Annotated in this window: 17 protein-coding genes and 1 riboswitch; of the genes, 1 reads left to right on the plus strand and 16 read right to left on the minus strand. The window is 72.0% G+C overall.

Annotated elements, in window-relative coordinates:
• The 7 genes from VGN50_RS12550 to rpe all read right to left on the minus strand — a co-directional run bounded on the left by VGN50_RS12550 (position 1) and on the right by rpe (position 5,369).
• Complete coding sequence (locus VGN50_RS12550) at positions 1–264, minus strand: phosphoribosyl-ATP diphosphatase (protein ID WP_327445138.1); 264 nt, start codon at positions 262–264, stop codon at positions 1–3.
• Entirely contained in the window at positions 261–746 is a 486-nt protein-coding gene (ribH, locus tag VGN50_RS12555; protein WP_327445140.1) for a 6,7-dimethyl-8-ribityllumazine synthase, read from the minus strand. Before ribH ends, VGN50_RS12550 begins: the two co-directional genes overlap by 4 nt.
• On the minus strand, positions 743–1,966 hold the full coding sequence (locus VGN50_RS12560; RefSeq protein WP_327445141.1) for a bifunctional 3,4-dihydroxy-2-butanone-4-phosphate synthase/GTP cyclohydrolase II: 1,224 nt from the start codon (positions 1,964–1,966) through the stop codon (positions 743–745). Before VGN50_RS12560 ends, ribH begins: the two co-directional genes overlap by 4 nt.
• Entirely contained in the window at positions 1,966–2,676 is a 711-nt protein-coding gene (locus VGN50_RS12565; RefSeq protein ID WP_327445142.1) for a nicotinamide mononucleotide transporter family protein, read from the minus strand. Before VGN50_RS12565 ends, VGN50_RS12560 begins: the two co-directional genes overlap by 1 nt.
• Positions 2,673–3,344: a riboflavin synthase gene (locus VGN50_RS12570; protein WP_327445143.1), complete on the minus strand. Its 672-nt coding sequence runs from the start codon at positions 3,342–3,344 to the stop codon at positions 2,673–2,675. Before VGN50_RS12570 ends, VGN50_RS12565 begins: the two co-directional genes overlap by 4 nt.
• Positions 3,344–4,411 (minus strand): bifunctional diaminohydroxyphosphoribosylaminopyrimidine deaminase/5-amino-6-(5-phosphoribosylamino)uracil reductase RibD, encoded by a 1,068-nt coding sequence (ribD, locus tag VGN50_RS12575; RefSeq protein WP_327445144.1) that lies wholly within the window; start codon positions 4,409–4,411, stop codon positions 3,344–3,346. The genes VGN50_RS12570 and ribD overlap by 1 nt, the downstream gene beginning before the upstream one ends.
• A gap of 105 nt (positions 4,412–4,516) precedes the next feature.
• A riboswitch (FMN riboswitch) is annotated at positions 4,517–4,645 on the minus strand.
• A gap of 67 nt (positions 4,646–4,712) precedes the next feature.
• Entirely contained in the window at positions 4,713–5,369 is a 657-nt protein-coding gene (gene rpe, locus VGN50_RS12580; protein WP_327445145.1) for a ribulose-phosphate 3-epimerase, read from the minus strand.
• Positions 5,370–5,497: 128 nt separating this feature from the next.
• On the opposite strand from rpe, the gene VGN50_RS12585 reads away from it, so the two are divergent.
• Positions 5,498–6,940: an HNH endonuclease signature motif containing protein gene (locus VGN50_RS12585; protein WP_327445146.1), complete on the plus strand. Its 1,443-nt coding sequence runs from the start codon at positions 5,498–5,500 to the stop codon at positions 6,938–6,940.
• Here the strand turns inward: VGN50_RS12585 and VGN50_RS12590 are convergent.
• The 9 genes from VGN50_RS12590 to mihF all read right to left on the minus strand — a co-directional run bounded on the left by VGN50_RS12590 (position 6,937) and on the right by mihF (position 15,994).
• Positions 6,937–8,484, minus strand: a complete 1,548-nt coding sequence (locus VGN50_RS12590; RefSeq protein ID WP_327445147.1) for an RsmB/NOP family class I SAM-dependent RNA methyltransferase — start codon at positions 8,482–8,484, stop codon at positions 6,937–6,939. The genes VGN50_RS12585 and VGN50_RS12590 overlap by 4 nt on opposite strands.
• Positions 8,477–9,415, minus strand: coding sequence for a methionyl-tRNA formyltransferase (fmt, locus tag VGN50_RS12595; protein ID WP_327445149.1), 939 nt, complete (start codon positions 9,413–9,415; stop codon positions 8,477–8,479). The genes VGN50_RS12590 and fmt overlap by 8 nt, the downstream gene beginning before the upstream one ends.
• Before the next feature lie 2 nt (positions 9,416–9,417).
• Positions 9,418–9,963, minus strand: a complete 546-nt coding sequence (def, locus tag VGN50_RS12600; protein ID WP_327445150.1) for a peptide deformylase — start codon at positions 9,961–9,963, stop codon at positions 9,418–9,420.
• A gap of 135 nt (positions 9,964–10,098) precedes the next feature.
• Complete coding sequence (locus VGN50_RS12605) at positions 10,099–12,156, minus strand: primosome assembly protein PriA (RefSeq protein ID WP_327445151.1); 2,058 nt, start codon at positions 12,154–12,156, stop codon at positions 10,099–10,101.
• Between the two features lie 75 nt (positions 12,157–12,231).
• On the minus strand, positions 12,232–13,452 hold the full coding sequence (gene metK, locus VGN50_RS12610; RefSeq protein WP_327445152.1) for a methionine adenosyltransferase: 1,221 nt from the start codon (positions 13,450–13,452) through the stop codon (positions 12,232–12,234).
• A gap of 85 nt (positions 13,453–13,537) precedes the next feature.
• The gene (gene coaBC, locus VGN50_RS12615) at positions 13,538–14,782 is read right to left on the minus strand and encodes a bifunctional phosphopantothenoylcysteine decarboxylase/phosphopantothenate--cysteine ligase CoaBC (protein ID WP_327445153.1); all 1,245 of its coding nucleotides are present in this window, start codon (positions 14,780–14,782) and stop codon (positions 13,538–13,540) included.
• Positions 14,783–14,809: 27 nt separating this feature from the next.
• Positions 14,810–15,073, minus strand: a complete 264-nt coding sequence (gene rpoZ / locus VGN50_RS12620; RefSeq protein WP_327445154.1) for a DNA-directed RNA polymerase subunit omega — start codon at positions 15,071–15,073, stop codon at positions 14,810–14,812.
• Between the two features lie 22 nt (positions 15,074–15,095).
• The gene (gene gmk, locus VGN50_RS12625) at positions 15,096–15,680 is read right to left on the minus strand and encodes a guanylate kinase (protein ID WP_327445155.1); all 585 of its coding nucleotides are present in this window, start codon (positions 15,678–15,680) and stop codon (positions 15,096–15,098) included.
• The gene (mihF, locus tag VGN50_RS12630) at positions 15,677–15,994 is read right to left on the minus strand and encodes an integration host factor, actinobacterial type (protein ID WP_327445156.1); all 318 of its coding nucleotides are present in this window, start codon (positions 15,992–15,994) and stop codon (positions 15,677–15,679) included. Before mihF ends, gmk begins: the two co-directional genes overlap by 4 nt.
• Positions 15,995–16,005: the final 11 nt, after the last annotated feature.

A 16,005-nucleotide genomic window follows, 5' to 3' on the forward strand; every position in this document is an offset into this window, starting at 1 on the left:
CTAGAGGTGGGCGTAGACGTCGTCGAGCGAGATGTCGGAGGCCACCATCAGCACCTGCAGGTGGTAGAGCAGCTGGCTGATCTCCTCGGCGGCCCGGTCCTTGCCTTCGTGCTCGGCGGCCATCCACACCTCGGCCGCCTCCTCGACGATCTTCTTGCCGATCGCATGCACGCCGGCGTCGAGCGCGCGCACGGTGCCCGAACCCTCCGGGCGGCTCACGGCCTTCTCGGCCAGCTCGGCGTAGAGATCCTCGAAAGTCTTCACGCGCCAAGCCTACGGGGAGCCAGCCGCCCCACCGTGACCGCCGTGGCCACTGCGGCCATCGCAGCCTCGTAGCCCTTGTCCTCGCTCGATCCAGGCAGACCGGCCCGGTCCAGCGCCTGGGCGTCGTCGTCACACGTGAGCACGCCGAACCCGATCGGGATACCGGTCACCACGCTCACCTGGGTCAGCCCGTGGGTGACGCCGGAACAGACGTAGTCGAAGTGCGGCGTGCCGCCGCGGATGACGACCCCGAGAGCGACCAGCGCGTCGTATGCCGGGGCGAGACGAGCGCAGGCCACCGTGAGCTCGACCGTGCCCGGGACCCGGACCACCAGCGCGTCCTGCACGCCGGCCTCGGCGAGCGCGCGCTCGGCTCCGGCGACCAGGCCGTCCATCACCTCGGTGTGCCACGAGGCGGCGACCACCGCCACTCTCAGCCCGCTGCCGTCCGCGTGGACGACCGGGGCACCGTGTCCGCTCATGCGGTCTCTCCGTTGTCGAGTGCGTCCACGAGCAGGTCGTGGCCCATCCGGTCGCGTTTGGTGCGCAGGTAGCCGCGGTTCGCCGCCGTGGCCGCGACGGAGATCCGCTCCACGGCGGCCACCTCGACGCCGTGACCGCGCAGCGCCTCGACCTTCGCCGGGTTGTTCGTCAGCAGCCGCACCGCGCCGACGCCGAGATCGGTGAGGATCGCCGCACCGGCGGCATACTCACGGGCATCCACCGGCAGGTCGAGCTCGAGCTGGGCGTCGACGGTGTCGAAACCCTGGTCCTGCAGCGCGTAGGCCTGCAGCTTGGAGACCAGACCGACCCCACGGCCCTCGTGGCCGCGCAGGTAGACCAGGACCCCGCCCTCGGCGCCGATGCGCTCCATCGAGCGCTGCAGCTGCGGGCCGCAGTCACACCGCTGCGAGCCGAACGCGTCGCCTGTGAGGCACTCGGAGTGCAGCCGCACCAGGGGCACCGAGCCGCCGAGGCCCGCCGGGCTGACCAGCGCGACATGCTCGTCGCCCGTGAGCCGGTCACGGAACGCCAGGGCGGCGAACTCGCCGTGACGCGTCGGCAGAGTCGTCTCGGCCAGTCGCTCCACGCGGTCGTGCCGCTGCCGCCACGCGATGAGCTGGGCGATCGTGACGACCGGCAGGTCGTGCTCGGCCCCCGTCGCGAGGACCTGGGGCAGACGCATCATCGTGCCGTCGTCGTTGACGAGCTCACCGATCGCCGCCACCGGAGCCAGGCCTGCGATCCGGCACAGGTCGACGCCGGCCTCGGTGTGGCCGGGGCGCTCGAGGACGCCACCGACCTTGGCGCGCAACGGAACCACGTGACCGGGGCGCACGAACGAGTCGGCGGTGGCGGCCGGGTCAGCGAGCAGCCGGATGGTCAGCGCCCGGTCGGCGGCGCTGATCCCCGTGGTCACCCCCGCCGCCGCGTCGACGGTCACCGTGTAGGCGGTCCGGAGCGGGTCGCGGTTCTCGGTCACCATCAGGGGCAGCCCGAGCCGGTCCGCCGTCGACGACGTCATCGGCGCGCAGATGTACCCGCTCGTATGCCGGATGGTCCAGGCCATCCACTCGTCGGTGAGCGTCTGCGCGGCGAGGATGACGTCGCCTTCGTTCTCGCGGTCCTCGCTGTCGGTGACCAGCACCGGTCGACCGTCTCGCAAGGCCTCCAGAGCCTGTTCGACCGTGGCCAGCGCCATCACGCGAGCACCTCCTCACGTTGAGGCTCCGGCGCCCGCTCGGTGCGCGATGCCTTGAGCCACACGAAGAACCCGTAGATGACCAGTCCGGCATAGACGACGTAGAGCACCGCAGACGGGTAGAACTTCGACTGGACCAGAAGAGGCACACCGACGAGGTCGACCGCGATCCAGGCCAGCCAGAAGTCGTTCCAGCCGCGGGCCATCGCGAAGGTCGCGACGATCGACCCGACGAAGATCCAGGCGTCGCACCAGTAGTACCAGCGCGGGGCGGGCCAACCGGCGCCCACCACGGCGAAGACCCACTGCAGGACGACGACGGCCGCGACCCAGAAGCCGACGTAGGCCAGACGCTCGCGAGGGGTCGCCCAGCGCGGGGTGAGGACGGGACGGTCCTTGCCCTCCGCGTGGTTGACCCGGCGGACCTGGTTCCAGCGCCACCAGCCGTAGACGCTGGTGATGATGAAGAAGATCTGCCGGGCAGCCTGGCCGAACAGGGTCGTGTGCTGCGGGTTGCTGAAGGCCACGCCGAAGAAGACCGTGAACAGCAGGGCGTTCCCGACGATGCCGACGGGCCAAGCCCAGACGCGGCGACGCAGGCCGCCGATGGCAGAGGCGAAGCCGAAGACGTTGCCGATCACCTCGCGCCACAGGATCTGCTGGCTTCCGATGGTCAACTGGGCTTCGAAAAGACGCTCGAGCCAGCTCATGCGTGGGTCTCCCTGCTGTCGGTGGTTGCGTGGGGGGTGGTTGCGTGGGGGGTGGTTGCGTGTGCGGTGGTTGCGGGTGCTGTGGTGGCGAGGAGGCGCTCGACGTACTTGGCGAGCACGTCGACCTCGAGGTTGACGGTGGCGCCGGTCGCCTTGTGGCCCAACGTGGTCAGCGCCAGCGTGGTCGGGATCAGCGAGACGCTGAACGTGTCGTCGCCGACGGCCGAGACGGTGAGGCTGACCCCGTCGACGGTGATGGAGCCCTTCTCGACGACGTACCGAGCCAGCTCGCCAGGCAGGCTGAAGGTGACCACCTCCCAGCGGTCACCTGGCGTGCGTTCGAGGATGGCGGCGGTCCCGTCGACATGGCCCTGCACCACATGTCCACCGAACCGGCTCGACGCCGCCATGGCGCGCTCGAGGTTGACCCGGTCACCAGGCGCGAGGGCACCGAGGCTGCTGCGCTGGAGCGTCTCGGCCATCACGTCGACCGTGAACCGGTCGTCCCCATGCTCCACCACCGTCAGGCAGACGCCGTTGACGGCGATCGACGCCCCATGCACGGCGTCCGACGTGACGAGCGGACCCTCGACCGTGAGCCGGGCGGACTCGGCGCCAGCCTGGAGCCCGACGACGTGGCCGAGCTCCTCGATGATTCCGGTGAACATCAGTGGCTCTCCTGGGCAGATGAGGTGACCAGCGCGGTGATCCGGGCGTCGTCGCCGAGAGACGTGATGTCCGTGGGACTCAGTCGCAGCGCGTGGTCCATCGTGGTGATCCCGAGGTCCGCGACCGTCTGCCGGCCGCGCCCAAGCAGGACCGGGGCGACATAGGCGACCACCTCGTCCACCAGGCCCGCCGCCATGAACGCCGCCGCCACGGTCGGGCCGCCCTCGAGCCAGACGTGGTGGATCTCCGCCCCGGCCAGCGCGGCCAGCACCTCTTTGGGGTCACGGGTGCGCAGGTGCCACGTGAGCGCGGCGTCGTCGAGGACACGAGCGGCGGGCGGCAGGTCTCGCTCCCCCATGACGACGCGCACCGGCTGGTGGTCGTAGAGCGAGCCGTCGGGTCGGCGAGCGGTCAGCTGGGGGTCGTCGGTCAGTGCGGTGCCTGTGCCGACGAGGACGGCCCCGCAGCGGGACCGCTGGAGGTGGACGTCCGCCCGAGCGGGCTCCCCGGTGATCCACCGGCTCGTCCCGTCCGCTGCGGCGCTGCGCCCGTCTAGGGTTGTCGCGAGCTTCCAGGTCACCCAGGGACGGCCGGTGACCTGGCGGTGGGTCCACGTGCGGTTGAGTGCCTCGGCCTCGTCGGCCAGCAGGCCGCTTTCGACCGCGACCCCCCGGTCGCGCAGCCAACGCGCTCCTCCGGCAGCGGCCGGGTTGGGGTCGGTCTGCGCGTGCACGACACGCCGCACACCCGCGGCATACAACGCGTCGGCGCACGGCTGGGTGCGCCCGGTGTGGTTGCACGGCTCCAGGGTGACGTATGCCGTCGCGCCGGCGGCGCGGTCGCCCGCATGGGTCAGTGCGTCGGCCTCGGCGTGGGAGGTGCCCGCGCCTCGATGCCAGCCCTCGCCGACGACCGTGCCGTCGGGACCGACGATCACGGCGCCCACCCGTGGGTTGGCATCCGCCTCGGGACCGTTGGCCGCCAGGGCCAGTGCGCGCCGCATCATCGCCACATCGGTCGTGGCCTGGTCTGCGGTGGCGTGCTCGGTCGTGGCCCGGTCTGTCATGTCCTGCCCTCATGCTCGAGATGGTTCGAGCTCCGGGGGACCATGCAGGCGGACCACGAGCACTCGGACGGGCAAGCCGACCGAGGAACCCACTGGTCCTGCTGTCGCGTGCTGCCTACCATCCGGACTTTCACCGTCGGTCTGGGAGTTCCACCCAGTCAACCGGCCGCTGGCTGCGGTCGGGTCGCGGACTGTCACCGCCGGTTCGGAGTTACACCGACCCCGGAGCACGTCCCCCTCAGTATGCCAGCGTCCGTGTCGGGGCCGGAACGACGGTCCGCGTGACGGTCCTCACGAGCCGTCAGTGAGCATGGCCCAGCGCCAGCGCACGCAGCTCGTCGACGGCGGCTGCCGCGTCCTCGGCGCCGTAGACAGCCGAGCCGGCCACGAAGACGTCGGCCCCGGCGTCGGCGCACTGCTCGATGGTGGTGGCAGACACCCCGCCGTCGACCTGGACCCAGGTCTCGCCACCCATCCGCTGTACCGCCTCGCGGACCTGGGCCACCTTCGGCATCTGGTCGGCCATGAAGCTCTGACCGCCGAAGCCGGGCTCGACCGTCATGACGAGCACCATGTCGAGGTCGCTCAGCAGGTCCTCGTACGGCGCGAACGCCGTCCCAGGCTTGATGGCCATGCCGGCCCGGGCTCCGGCCTGCCGCAGGGTGCGTGCCAGCGCTCGTGGGTCACTGGCTGCCTCGATGTGGAAGGTCACCGAGGATGCTCCGGCCTCGGCATACATCGGCGCCCACCGGTCGGGGTCGTCGATCATCAGGTGGCAGTCGAGCGGAATCGGGCTGACCTTGGCGAGCGCCTCGACCACCGGCAGGCCGAGCGTCAGGTTGGGGACGAAGTGGCCGTCCATGACGTCGACGTGGGCCCAGTCCGCGTTGGCGATGCGGTCGAGCTCGCTCTGCAGGTTGGCGAAGTCGGCGGACAGGATGCTCGGGGAGATCTGCACGGCGCTCACTCTAGCGGGCCTGCATCAGCGGGCCGTACCAGCACCCCTGCACGAATCATGTTGGCGTTATTGGGATTTGGAGACCCACCCGTTGCGGGCTGTCGGTCGCGTGCACGAGGATCGAACGCATGTTCGACTGGTCGCTCGAGGAGGCACCCGGGGTCGCGCCCGAGGTGCTTGCCGCGGCTGCCCTGGGGATCTCGTCCGAGGACCTGGACGCCATGACGGTCGAGCAGGCCGAGATCATGGTCATTGCGACCCAGCGGGCGATGAACGCGCTTGCGGCCCGCCAGGCCCGCGCCATCGACGTGCATGCCGAGCGCATCGAGGAGGATGCCCTCCGAGCCCGCCACGAGGCCGAGGCCGCTGGTCGCGGTCAGCGCCGTCGTATCGGGCAGCGGCTCCCGATCGAGCCGGAGCGGGTCAGTGCTGCGAGCCTTGCCCCGCTGTTGCACATCTCGCCAAGGGCCATGGCGACCCGGATGTTCCAGGCGCGGGTCGTCACGCGCGCGCTCGAGCGGACCCACCAGCTCGCCTGGCACGGCGAGCTGGAGCCCTACCGCGTCGAGGCCGTCGCGAGGGCTGCTCGTGATGTCGGGCTGGACCGGCTGGATGAGTTCGAGGCGCGGCTGTTCGACCGCGATGTCACCGAGCTGGACCGATCCTCACTTGCTGAGCGTGCCCGCCGGGCCGCCGCCAAGGCGGACCCCGAGGCGCTCCTACGGGCCGCCGAGCGCGGCCGACGCGGCCGGCACGTCACGCTTCGGCCCGGTGACGAGCCGGGCATGACCACCTGGACGATGTCGCTCACCTCGGCCCAGTCGCTGCGCCTGTGGGCGGCGGTCGAGACGCTCGCGGCCGACTACGTGCGAGCAAACCCCGGGCTGGCCGTGGGCGCCGCTCGCGCCGACGCGCTCGTCGACCTGGCCCTCAGCGAGGTGCAGGTGATGACCACCGTGACCCTCGTGGCTCCCCTGCCCGGCGAGATTGACGGTGACGTCGAGTTCCGAGCCATCGGCGAGCAGGTCTGCGCCGCGTGCTCATCCGCGGGCGGCCTGTTCGCCGGACCTCAGCCTGACCGGGACGACTGCGGGTGCCGCCCAGGCCTGCCGGCTATGGTCTCGGTCAGGCGCGGGCTTCGAGATCCGGTCGAGGATCCGAGACTGGGTGCGATCCTGCCCAGCATCGTCGAGGAGCTCCTCGACGACCCGGACATCCGTCTGCGGCTCGCGGTGCGACATCCGGGCACGGGCTCCCTGCGCCACCAGGACCCGACGACCTATCGGCCGGGCAAGGCCCTCGCGGCCGCCGTCCGACTTCGCGATGGCCGCTGCCGGTTCCCGGGTTGCCGCACCGCCGCTGAGCGCTGCCAGCTCGACCATGTCGTTCCGGCACCGGCTGGGCCTACCGAGGCGTCCAACCTGCAGTGCCTCTGCACCGCCCACCATGGGTTCAAGCACCATGCCGGGTGGCGGGTCACCATGGACGAGCAGGGGTTCTGCACCTGGATCGCCCCGACCGGGCGCACGCATCACACTGCGCCGCGCGACTTCGGTTTCCAGGCTGCCTAGCGGTCCAGTGCTCCAGGACGCTTACGCAGGAGCGCGAGGAACATGCCGTCGGTGCCGTGCAGATGGGGCCACAGCTGGACCATCGGGCCGTTGCCCGGCATCGGCACGGGCGCGCCGTCGGCATCGGTCACGTAGTCACGGGCGTCGAGCAGGTCGACGTCGTCGCGGCGCTTGGTGACGTCGCCGACCACGAACACCGTCTCGGCCAGGTGCGGACTGCACGTCGCGTACGCGATGACCCCACCCGGGGCGGTGGCGTCGATGGCCGACGCCAGCAGCTCACGCTGGAGCCGGCCGAGGTCCGCCAGGTCGGCCGGGGAGCGTCTCCAGCGCGCCTCCGGACGCCGTCGCAGGGCACCGAGGCCGGTGCAGGGAGCGTCGACGAGCACCCGGTCATAGCGGCCGGGCTCGTCCTCACCCACGACGCGCCCGTCGCCGGTGCGGACCTGGAGCGTGCGGCCCGCAGCCCGCGCCCGTGCGCTCGCCGGCCGCAGGGTCTGGCGCACCAGGTCGGCGCGATGCTCGCTCACCTCGTTGGCGGTCAGGTCGGCGCCGGCCTCCACGGCGAGCGCCGCGAGCAGCCCCGCCTTTCCCCCGGGCCCGGCGCACAGGTCCAGCCACCGCTGCGGGCTCGTGGGGTCCCGATCGTCCAGGGGCACCGCTGCGAGCGCCAGGGCGACCAGCTGCGACCCCTCGTCCTGGACCGCGGCCCGCCCCTCGCGCACGGCCGCGATCCCCCCAGGATCCCCGCCTGGGAGCACCCCACCGACCGGTGAGAGACGCGACGGCTCAGCCCCGGCGTCGACCAGCTCGGCGACGCTCGCCAGCCCGGGGCGGGCGACCAGCGACACCTTGGCGGCCGCGTTGTCCGTCGCCAGCAAGACCGCGAGGTCGGCGTCCACCGTCTCGGGTGAGGAGGCGCCGTGACCGAGCAGCGCCGCGCGCAGCGCCTTGACCACCCACTCAGGGTGCGAGTGCTCGACGGCAAGCCGGGCGGTCGGGTCACCGGTCGCAGGCAGCACCTCGGCGAGCCACTCGTCGAGGGACCGCTCGCTCACCCGCCGCATCACCGCGTTGACGAACCCGGACGCCCCCGCACCGTTGACCTTGCGCGCCAGGCCGACCGTCTCATCGACCGCCGCGTGGGTGGCGACGCGCATGCCCAGCAGCTGGTGGGCCCCGAGGCGCAGGGTGTCGAGGACGTTGGCGTCGATGCTCGTCACCGGGCGTCCGGCAGCCACCGCGATGATGGGGTCGTAGAGCCCGCGCATGCGCACCGCCCCGTAGACGAGCTCGGTGGTGAAGGCCGCGTCTCGTCCGTGAATCCGCTTGTCGCGCAACACCGTCGGCAGCTCGAGGTTGGCATAGGCGCCACCGGCGACTGCCCGAAGGACGGTGTATGCCGCGAGCCGCTGCGGGTCGGTCGTGCGGCTTCGCTCGGCGGGCCGCTGAGCCGAACGCTCGGTGCCGCCGTGGACGCGCGCGGGACGCTGCCGTCCCTTGGCGTTGCGGCGGCCGCGCCCGCCGTCAGTGCTGTCACTCATCGGTGAACCGCTCTCCTGCCTCGATGCGCACGCCGCGGGCCCAGTCGCCGGCGGCCATCTGCCTCTTGCCATGGGGTCGCACGTCGGACAGGAGCACCGGGCCGGTGGGAGTGCCCACGAACACCTCGCGCTTCGTGGCGGCGAGCTCCCCCGGGGCGAGGGGCCGGTCGGCATACGACCCGTCGGGCTGGACCGGGAGCACTCCCAGACGCTGCCCGCGGAAGGTCGTCCACGCGCCGGGCGCGGGGGTGCACCCTCGCACCTGGCGGTCGACGGCAAGGGCGGGCCGCTCCCAACGGACGCGGGCGTCGGCGACCTCGATCTTGGGCGCCAGCGACACTCCGTCGGCGGGCTGAGGCACCGGCTGCAGCGAGCCGTCGGCCAGGCCGTCCATGGTGGCCACGAGCAGGCCCGCACCACCGTCGGCCAAGCGCGCAAGCAGGGCACCGGCCGTGTCCCTGGGGCGGATCCGCTCGGTCATCACCCCGAACACCGGTCCGGTGTCGAGACCCTCCTCGATGAGGAACGTGGAGGCGCCGGTGACCTCGTCGCCGGCCATCACCGCGTGCTGCACGGGCGCCGCGCCCCGCCATGCCGGGAGCAGCGAGAAATGCAGGTTGACCCAGCCACGTCGCGGGATGTCGAGAGCCGACCGCGGGATGAGTGCGCCGTACGCGACGACCGGGCACGCGTCGGGGGCCAGCTCGCGCAGCCGCGCCTGGAAGTCGGGGTCGCTGGGCCGCTCGGGTGTGAGCACCTCGATGCCGCGGGCCTGCGCATGCTGGCTCACGGGTGAGGCCGTCAGCGTGCGCCCACGTCCGGCCCGGGCGTCGGGACGGGTGACGACGGCCACGACCTCGTGGTCGGAACCGAGCAGGGCCTCGAGGGCGGGGACAGCCGCCTGTGGGGTGCCTGCGAAGACCAGCCGCATGCTCACATGCCCCGGCCGAAGGTCGAGTGCGGGCTGAGCTTGACGGTCGGTGTCGGGCCGCCGGCCCACTCGGCCTCACGGATGGCCCGCATCGCGGCCTTGCGCTGCTCGCGGTCCATCCGGTCGATGAACAGGATGCCGTCGAGATGGTCGGTCTCGTGCTGCAGGCACCGGGCCATCAGCTCGGATCCCTCGATGGTGACCGGCTCGCCGAACTGGTTGAGCCCCTTGGCGACGGTGCGCAGGGCGCGGGGAGTGTCGAACCTCAGGCCGGGGAACGACAGGCACCCCTCCTCGCCGTCCTGGAGCTCGACGGACAGCTCGAGATCGGGGTTGACCAGGTGACCCAGCTCGCCGTCGATCCAGTAGGTGAACACCCGCAGGCCCACACCGATCTGAGGAGCCGCCAGGCCGGCCCCCGGCGCGTCCATCATCGTGTCGGTCAGGTCCTTGACCAGCTGGCGCAGCTCACGGTCGAAGTCGACGACGGGCTCCGCGGGCGTGCGCAGCACGGGATCGCCGAACAGGCGGATGATCTGGATCGACAAGGGCGTTCCTGTGGGGGCGGTGGATGGCTCACGCGGTGGGCGTCGCAGCGGCCCAGTGTATGCCGGGTGCCCACGCCGCCCCGCATCCGCTGCGGCCCACGGGCCCCGACAGGAGGCGCCCCAGGTCGCAGCCCGCTAGGCGGCCGGGTCGGGCGGGTCGACCCGAACGTGGATGGGAACCGGCTCCTTGCGGGCACTGCGCACGGCCCTCATGCTGGCCAGCGCGCAGGCCAGTGCGGCACCCTCCTCGCGCGGAGCGCGCAGCAGCACACGGACGTCGCTCTCCCCCGCGGGCAGCGGCCCCAGACGCTCCACCTCGGGGCCGAGGTCGGCGTGACGCAGGGCAGTCTCGACGGCCCGGCGTTCGCCCGTCACGACAGCCATCGCCACCGTCGGCGGCAGGCCCAGGGGTCCACGCTCGGCCAGCTCTCGGGTGGCGAGCCAGGCCGGGTCCCACCGCACGAGTGCCTCGACGGACGGCAGCGTCGTGTGGGTGGGTGCGCCACAGAGGACGACCTGACCACCGTCGGCCGACGCCCTCGTGAGCGCCGCGGCAGCCAGCCAGCGGCGCAGCGCCTCCTCGGCGGCGTCGAGGGTCGGACGGTCGAGACTCGCCCAGGCGTCGAGCAGCAGGGCAGCGGCGTAGCCGCCGTCGGCCACCGGCTCTGCGCCGGGGGTCGCGATGACCAGCGCGGGGGCCTCGGCCACCCGGTCGAGCACCGCACCCGCCCCCGACGTGTGCACGGGCACTCCGGGGAAGGCCCGGCCGAGCTCCTCGGCGGTGCGTCGAGCGCCGACCACGGAGGACCGCAGCTCGCGGCCTCCGCACGCCCGGCACTCGAACCGCCCGACGCCGCGACCACACCAGCGACAGGCAGGCTCCGCTCCCCTGCCGGACACGGCCACCGGCCCCGAACAGTGCGCGCAGCGCACCGGGGTGCGGCAGGTCTGGCACGCCAGTGAGGGGACGTATCCCCGGCGCGGCACCTGCACGAGCACCGGCCCGGACTGCAGAGCGGCCTTGGCCGTCCGCCACGCGATCGACGGAAGGTGAGCCGACGCCGCGGCCGGGTCACGGTCGGCCTCGGTCCCCTCCCCCGCGACGACGACACGCGGCACGGCGCGCCGGACCGATGATGCCGCGATGGGTCGCAGCTCGCCGGTCTCCACCAGCGACTGCACCGCCACGGACCGGGCGAACCCACCCGAGAGCACCGCCGCCCCCTCGAGCCGCCCGCGCTCCACGAGAATCTCCCGGACGTGCGGATAGGGGGCGCGCGGCTCGTCGAGCAGGTCGTCGCCGTCGTCCCACCACGCCACCAGTCCGAGGTCGCGCACGGGGGCGAAGGCAGCCGCGCGGTTGCCGACGACGACCGAGACGTGCCCGCGCAGCACCTTGAGCCACGCGGTGTAACGCGCCTGCGGCCCCTGGTCGGCCGTCAGCCGAACGTGGCGACCTGGGCCCAGCGCGGCCGTCAGTGCGGCATCGACACGGGCGACGTCGCGGTGGTCCGGCACGACGAGGACGCTCCCCCGGCCCCCGGCCAGGGTCGCCTCAGCGGCCGCGGCCAGCGCGGCCGGCCAGTCGCGATCCGGGTCGGTCGCGGGAAGCGCCAGCCAGGACGCGGCAGGAGACTCGCCTGCCGCGAGCCGCGCGAGGTAGGCCGGGCCGGCGGCATATCTGCTCCAGGCGGGCCCCGGGCCGTCCCACACCGGGAGAGCGTCGGGCACGGGCGGGTCGAGGGCCAAGGCTCGCTCCGCGGCGGCATGCCGCGGAGGAACCGCAAGCCGCAGCACGTCGCCGAGCGTGCCGGCGTAGCGTGCGGCGACCGCCCGCGCGAGCGCCAGCAACGCCGGCGTGAGGACCGCCTCGGGCGAGACCACCCGCCGGATCGGGCTGAGCCGCCCCTCGTGCTCGGCCACCGCCTGGCGCTGCACCACGAACCCGTCGAGGTCCTGGCCGGCGAAGCGCACCTTGACCCGGGCTCCCGGCACAGCCGTCTCGGCGAACGCCTGCGGCACGAGGTACTCGAACGGTCGGTCGAGGTGGGCGAGGCCGGTGTCGACCACGACCGAGGCCACCGGGTCCGTGGACGCGGCGGCCTCGTCGGGTCGTCGCCGAGCGGTGCTCGGCGACGGTGGCAGTGCGGCGCGGATCAGCTCCAGCTGCTCGCTTGCGCCCCGTCCGCTCATGAGGGCGAACCTATGACAGGGCGCTGACAAGCAGGCCACGGGGCGGCGAGGACCGCCGCGTCCGGCCAGGCAGAACTAGCCCTTGACCGCCCGCTGAAGGGCCTCGACGCGGTCGGTGCGCTCCCAGGTGAACGGGTTGGCGATGCCGTCGACATGGGTGCGGCCGAAGTGACCGTAGGCCGCAGTGGGCTTGTAGATCGGGCGCAGCAGGTCGAGGTCGTGCACGATCGCGGCGGGGCGCAGGTCGAACACCGAGGTGATGGCGGCCTGGATCTTGTCGACCGGCTCGGTCTCGGTGCCGAACGTCTCGACATACAGGCCCACCGGCTGGGCCTTGCCGATCGCGTAGGCGACCTGGACCTCGCAGCGGCGGGCCAGCCCGGCAGCCACGACGTTCTTGGCCACCCAGCGCGTGGCGTAGGCCGCGGAGCGGTCGACCTTCGACGGGTCCTTGCCCGAGAACGCGCCGCCACCGTGGCGGGCCATGCCGCCGTAGGTGTCGACGATGATCTTGCGACCGGTGAGACCGGCGTCGCCCATGGGGCCACCGATCTCGAACCGGCCGGTGGGGTTGATCAGCGAGCGGTAGGAGGACGTGTCGAGCTCGGTGCCCTCGTCGGCCAGCTCGGCCAGGACCGGCTTGATGACGTGCTGCTCGATGTCAGGGGTCAGCAGGTCGTCGAGGGAGATGTCGGCGGCGTGCTGGGTCGACAGCACGACGGTGTCGAGCTTGACCGCCTTGTCGCCGTCGTAGGAGATGGTGACCTGCGTCTTGCCGTCGGGGCGCAGGTAGGCCACGTCGCCGCTCTTGCGCACGGCAGAGAGGCGCTCGGCCAGCCGGTGAGCGAGGAAGATCGGCAGCGGCATGAGCTCGGCGGTGTCGTCGCAGGCGTAGCCGAACATGAGGCCCTGGTCGCCGGCGCCCTGCTTGTCCATCGGGTCGATGCCACCGGTGCGGTTCTCATAGGCCGTGTCCACGCCCTGAGCGATGTCGGGACTCTGCTGGCCGATGGACACCTCGACACCACAGGAGGCGCCGTCGAAGCCCTTGGTCGAGGAGTCGTAGCCGATCCCCAGCACGGTGTCGCGCACGATCTTCGGGATCTCGACGTAGGCCTCCGTCGTCACCTCGCCGGCGACGTGCACGAGCCCGGTCGTGACCATCGTCTCGACAGCGACCCGGCTGCCAGGGTCCTGGGCGAGCATGGCGTCGAGGATGGAGTCGGAGATCTGGTCACAGATCTTGTCGGGGTGCCCCTCGGTCACCGACTCGGACGTGAACAGGCGTGCGGACACAGGGTCTCCTTCGGGGCAGCGGCTGCTTGCTGACTGCAGGTGTCAGGACAGACCGTCCCACAGCCACCCGCAGTCTAACGACCTGCTAGAGGATCTCCTGCACCGCGTCCCACACTGCGGCGGCGATGTCGTACTTCGAGGCGGGGCCCGCGTCGACGACGTGGCTCGAGCCCTGGCGCAGGATGTGCACGGTGTTGTCGTCCTGGCCGAAGGTCGTGTCGACGCCGACCTCGTTGACCACCAGCAGGTCACAGCCCTTGCGCCTCAGCTTGGCACGGCCGTGGTCGAGCACCGTGCCGTCGGCGTCACCGGTCTCGGCGGCGAACCCCACGATGACCGGGCTGGTGGCCTCCGCCCGCGCCTGGACCAGCCCGGCGAGGATGTCCGGGTTGCGGACCAGCTCGATCGAGGGCGCCCGCTCGGGGTCGTCGGGGTCGTGCGACTTCTTGATCTTGGCGTCGGCGTACCGGGCGGGACGGAAGTCCGCGACTGCGGCCGCCATCACGACGACATCGGCATCGAGCGCGGCCTTCTCGACGGCCTCCTGGAGCTCGACGGCGGTCTCGACGGGGAGGACCGCCACCCCTGCGGGGGCAGGCAGGGACGAGTTGGCACTGACCAGCGTGACGGTCGCACCGCGCCGGGCTGCTACCGCAGCGAGGGCGTAGCCCTGCTTCCCCGAGCTGCGGTTGCCGAGGAACCGAACGGGGTCGAGCGGCTCTCGGGTGCCTCCGGCCGACACCACCACGTGGCGCCCCCGCAACGGCAGCGGGGCCCGACCCTGCGCATGGTCGTGCGTCGCATGGGCCAGGATCCGCTGGCACACGGCATACAGCTCGGCGGCTTCTGGCAACCGGCCGGGACCGGTGTCGACGCCGGTGAGCCGCCCCGAAGCCGGGGGGATGACGTGGACCCCGCGCTCGGTGAGGGTGGAGACGTTGGCCTGGGTCGCCGCGTGGTCCCACATCTCGGTGTGCATGGCCGGGGCCATGACGACGGGGCAGCGCGCGGTCAGCAGGACGTTGGTGAGCAGGTCGCCGGCCAGCCCGTGGGCCGCCTTGGCGAGCAGGTCGGCCGTGGCTGGAGCCACGACGACGAGCTCAGCCTCCTGGCCGAGCCGCACGTGGGGCACATCGGGGACGTCGCTCCACACGTCGGTGTGCACCGGACGGCCCGACAGCGCCTCCCACGTGGGGGCGCCGACGAACCGCAGCGCCGACTCCGTCGGCACGACCGTCACGTCGTGGCCGGCCTCGGTGAACAGGCGCAGCAAGGAACAGACCTTGTATGCCGCGATGCCACCTCCGACACCGAGGACGATGCGCGCCATGGGAGTCCCGTCGCCGACCCGCGGGGGTCAGCTCTCGATCGGCTCGGCGGTGAGCAGGCCCTGGTTGATCTCGCGCAGGGCGATCGACATGGGCTTCTCGTGGACCTGCGAGTCAACGAGCGGGCCGACGTACTCGAGCAGGCCCTCCTGGAGCTGGCTGTAGTACGCGTTGATCTGACGGGCGCGCTTGGCCGAGTAGATGACCAGGGCGTACTTGGAGTCGGCCTTGGTGAGCAGGTCGTCGATCGGCGGGTTGGTGATGCCGATCGGGTTCGCGACGGTTCCAGACACGGGGGTACTCACTTCTGTGGGGTCAGTGGGATCGCATCAATGATACGAGTTCTTCGGCGGCGCGACGAACGTCGTCGTTGACGACGGTCACGTCGAACTCCTTCTCAGCTGCCATCTCGACCTTGGCGGTCTGCAGTCGACGGGCGCGTTCCTCGTCATCCTCGGTGCCTCGACCGACCAGCCTGCGCACGAGCTCGTCCCAGCTCGGAGGCGCCAGGAAGACGAACAGCGCCTCGGGCATGCTCTCGCGCACCTGACGGGCGCCCTGGAGGTCGATCTCGAGCAGGGCCATGCGGTTGGCGGCGAGCGCCTCGCGCACCGGTCCTCGAGGGGTGCCGTAGTGGTTCACCCCATGCACGACCGCAGACTCCAGGAGCTCTCCGTCGCGCTCCATCCGGGCGAACTCGGCCTCGTCGACGAAGTGGTAGTGCACGCCCTCGCGCTCACCCGGGCGGGGACGGCGCGTCGTCGCGCTCACGGACAGCCACACGTCGGGGAAATGCTCGCGCACGTAGGCAGACACCGTGCCCTTGCCCACGGCCGTAGGGCCGGCGAGGACGACCAGGCGGTGCCTGCGGTCGGGCGTCGCGGGAGCCGGCTCGCTCACGCCTCGTCGAAGCGGGTGAGCAGGGCGGAGATCTGGTTGGACCCCAGGCCCCGGACGCGGCGGCTCTCGGAGATGCCGACCTCCTCCATGATCTGGCGGGCCCGCACGCGGCCCACGCCCGGCATGGACTCCAGGAGCGCGGACACCTTCATCTTGCCGACGACCTCGTTCTCCTTGCCGTCGACGATGACGTCCTTGAGTGAGCCCTGGGCGTACTTCAGCCGGTTCTTGACGGCCGCCCGCTCCCGTCGGGCCACGGCGGCCTTCTCCAAGGCCGCGGCACGCTGCTCCGGGGTCAACGGGGGAAGGGCCACGTCATTGCTCC

It is taken from the genome of Pedococcus sp. (assembly GCF_036000045.1).
GTDB lineage: Bacteria > Actinomycetota > Actinomycetes > Actinomycetales > Dermatophilaceae > Pedococcus.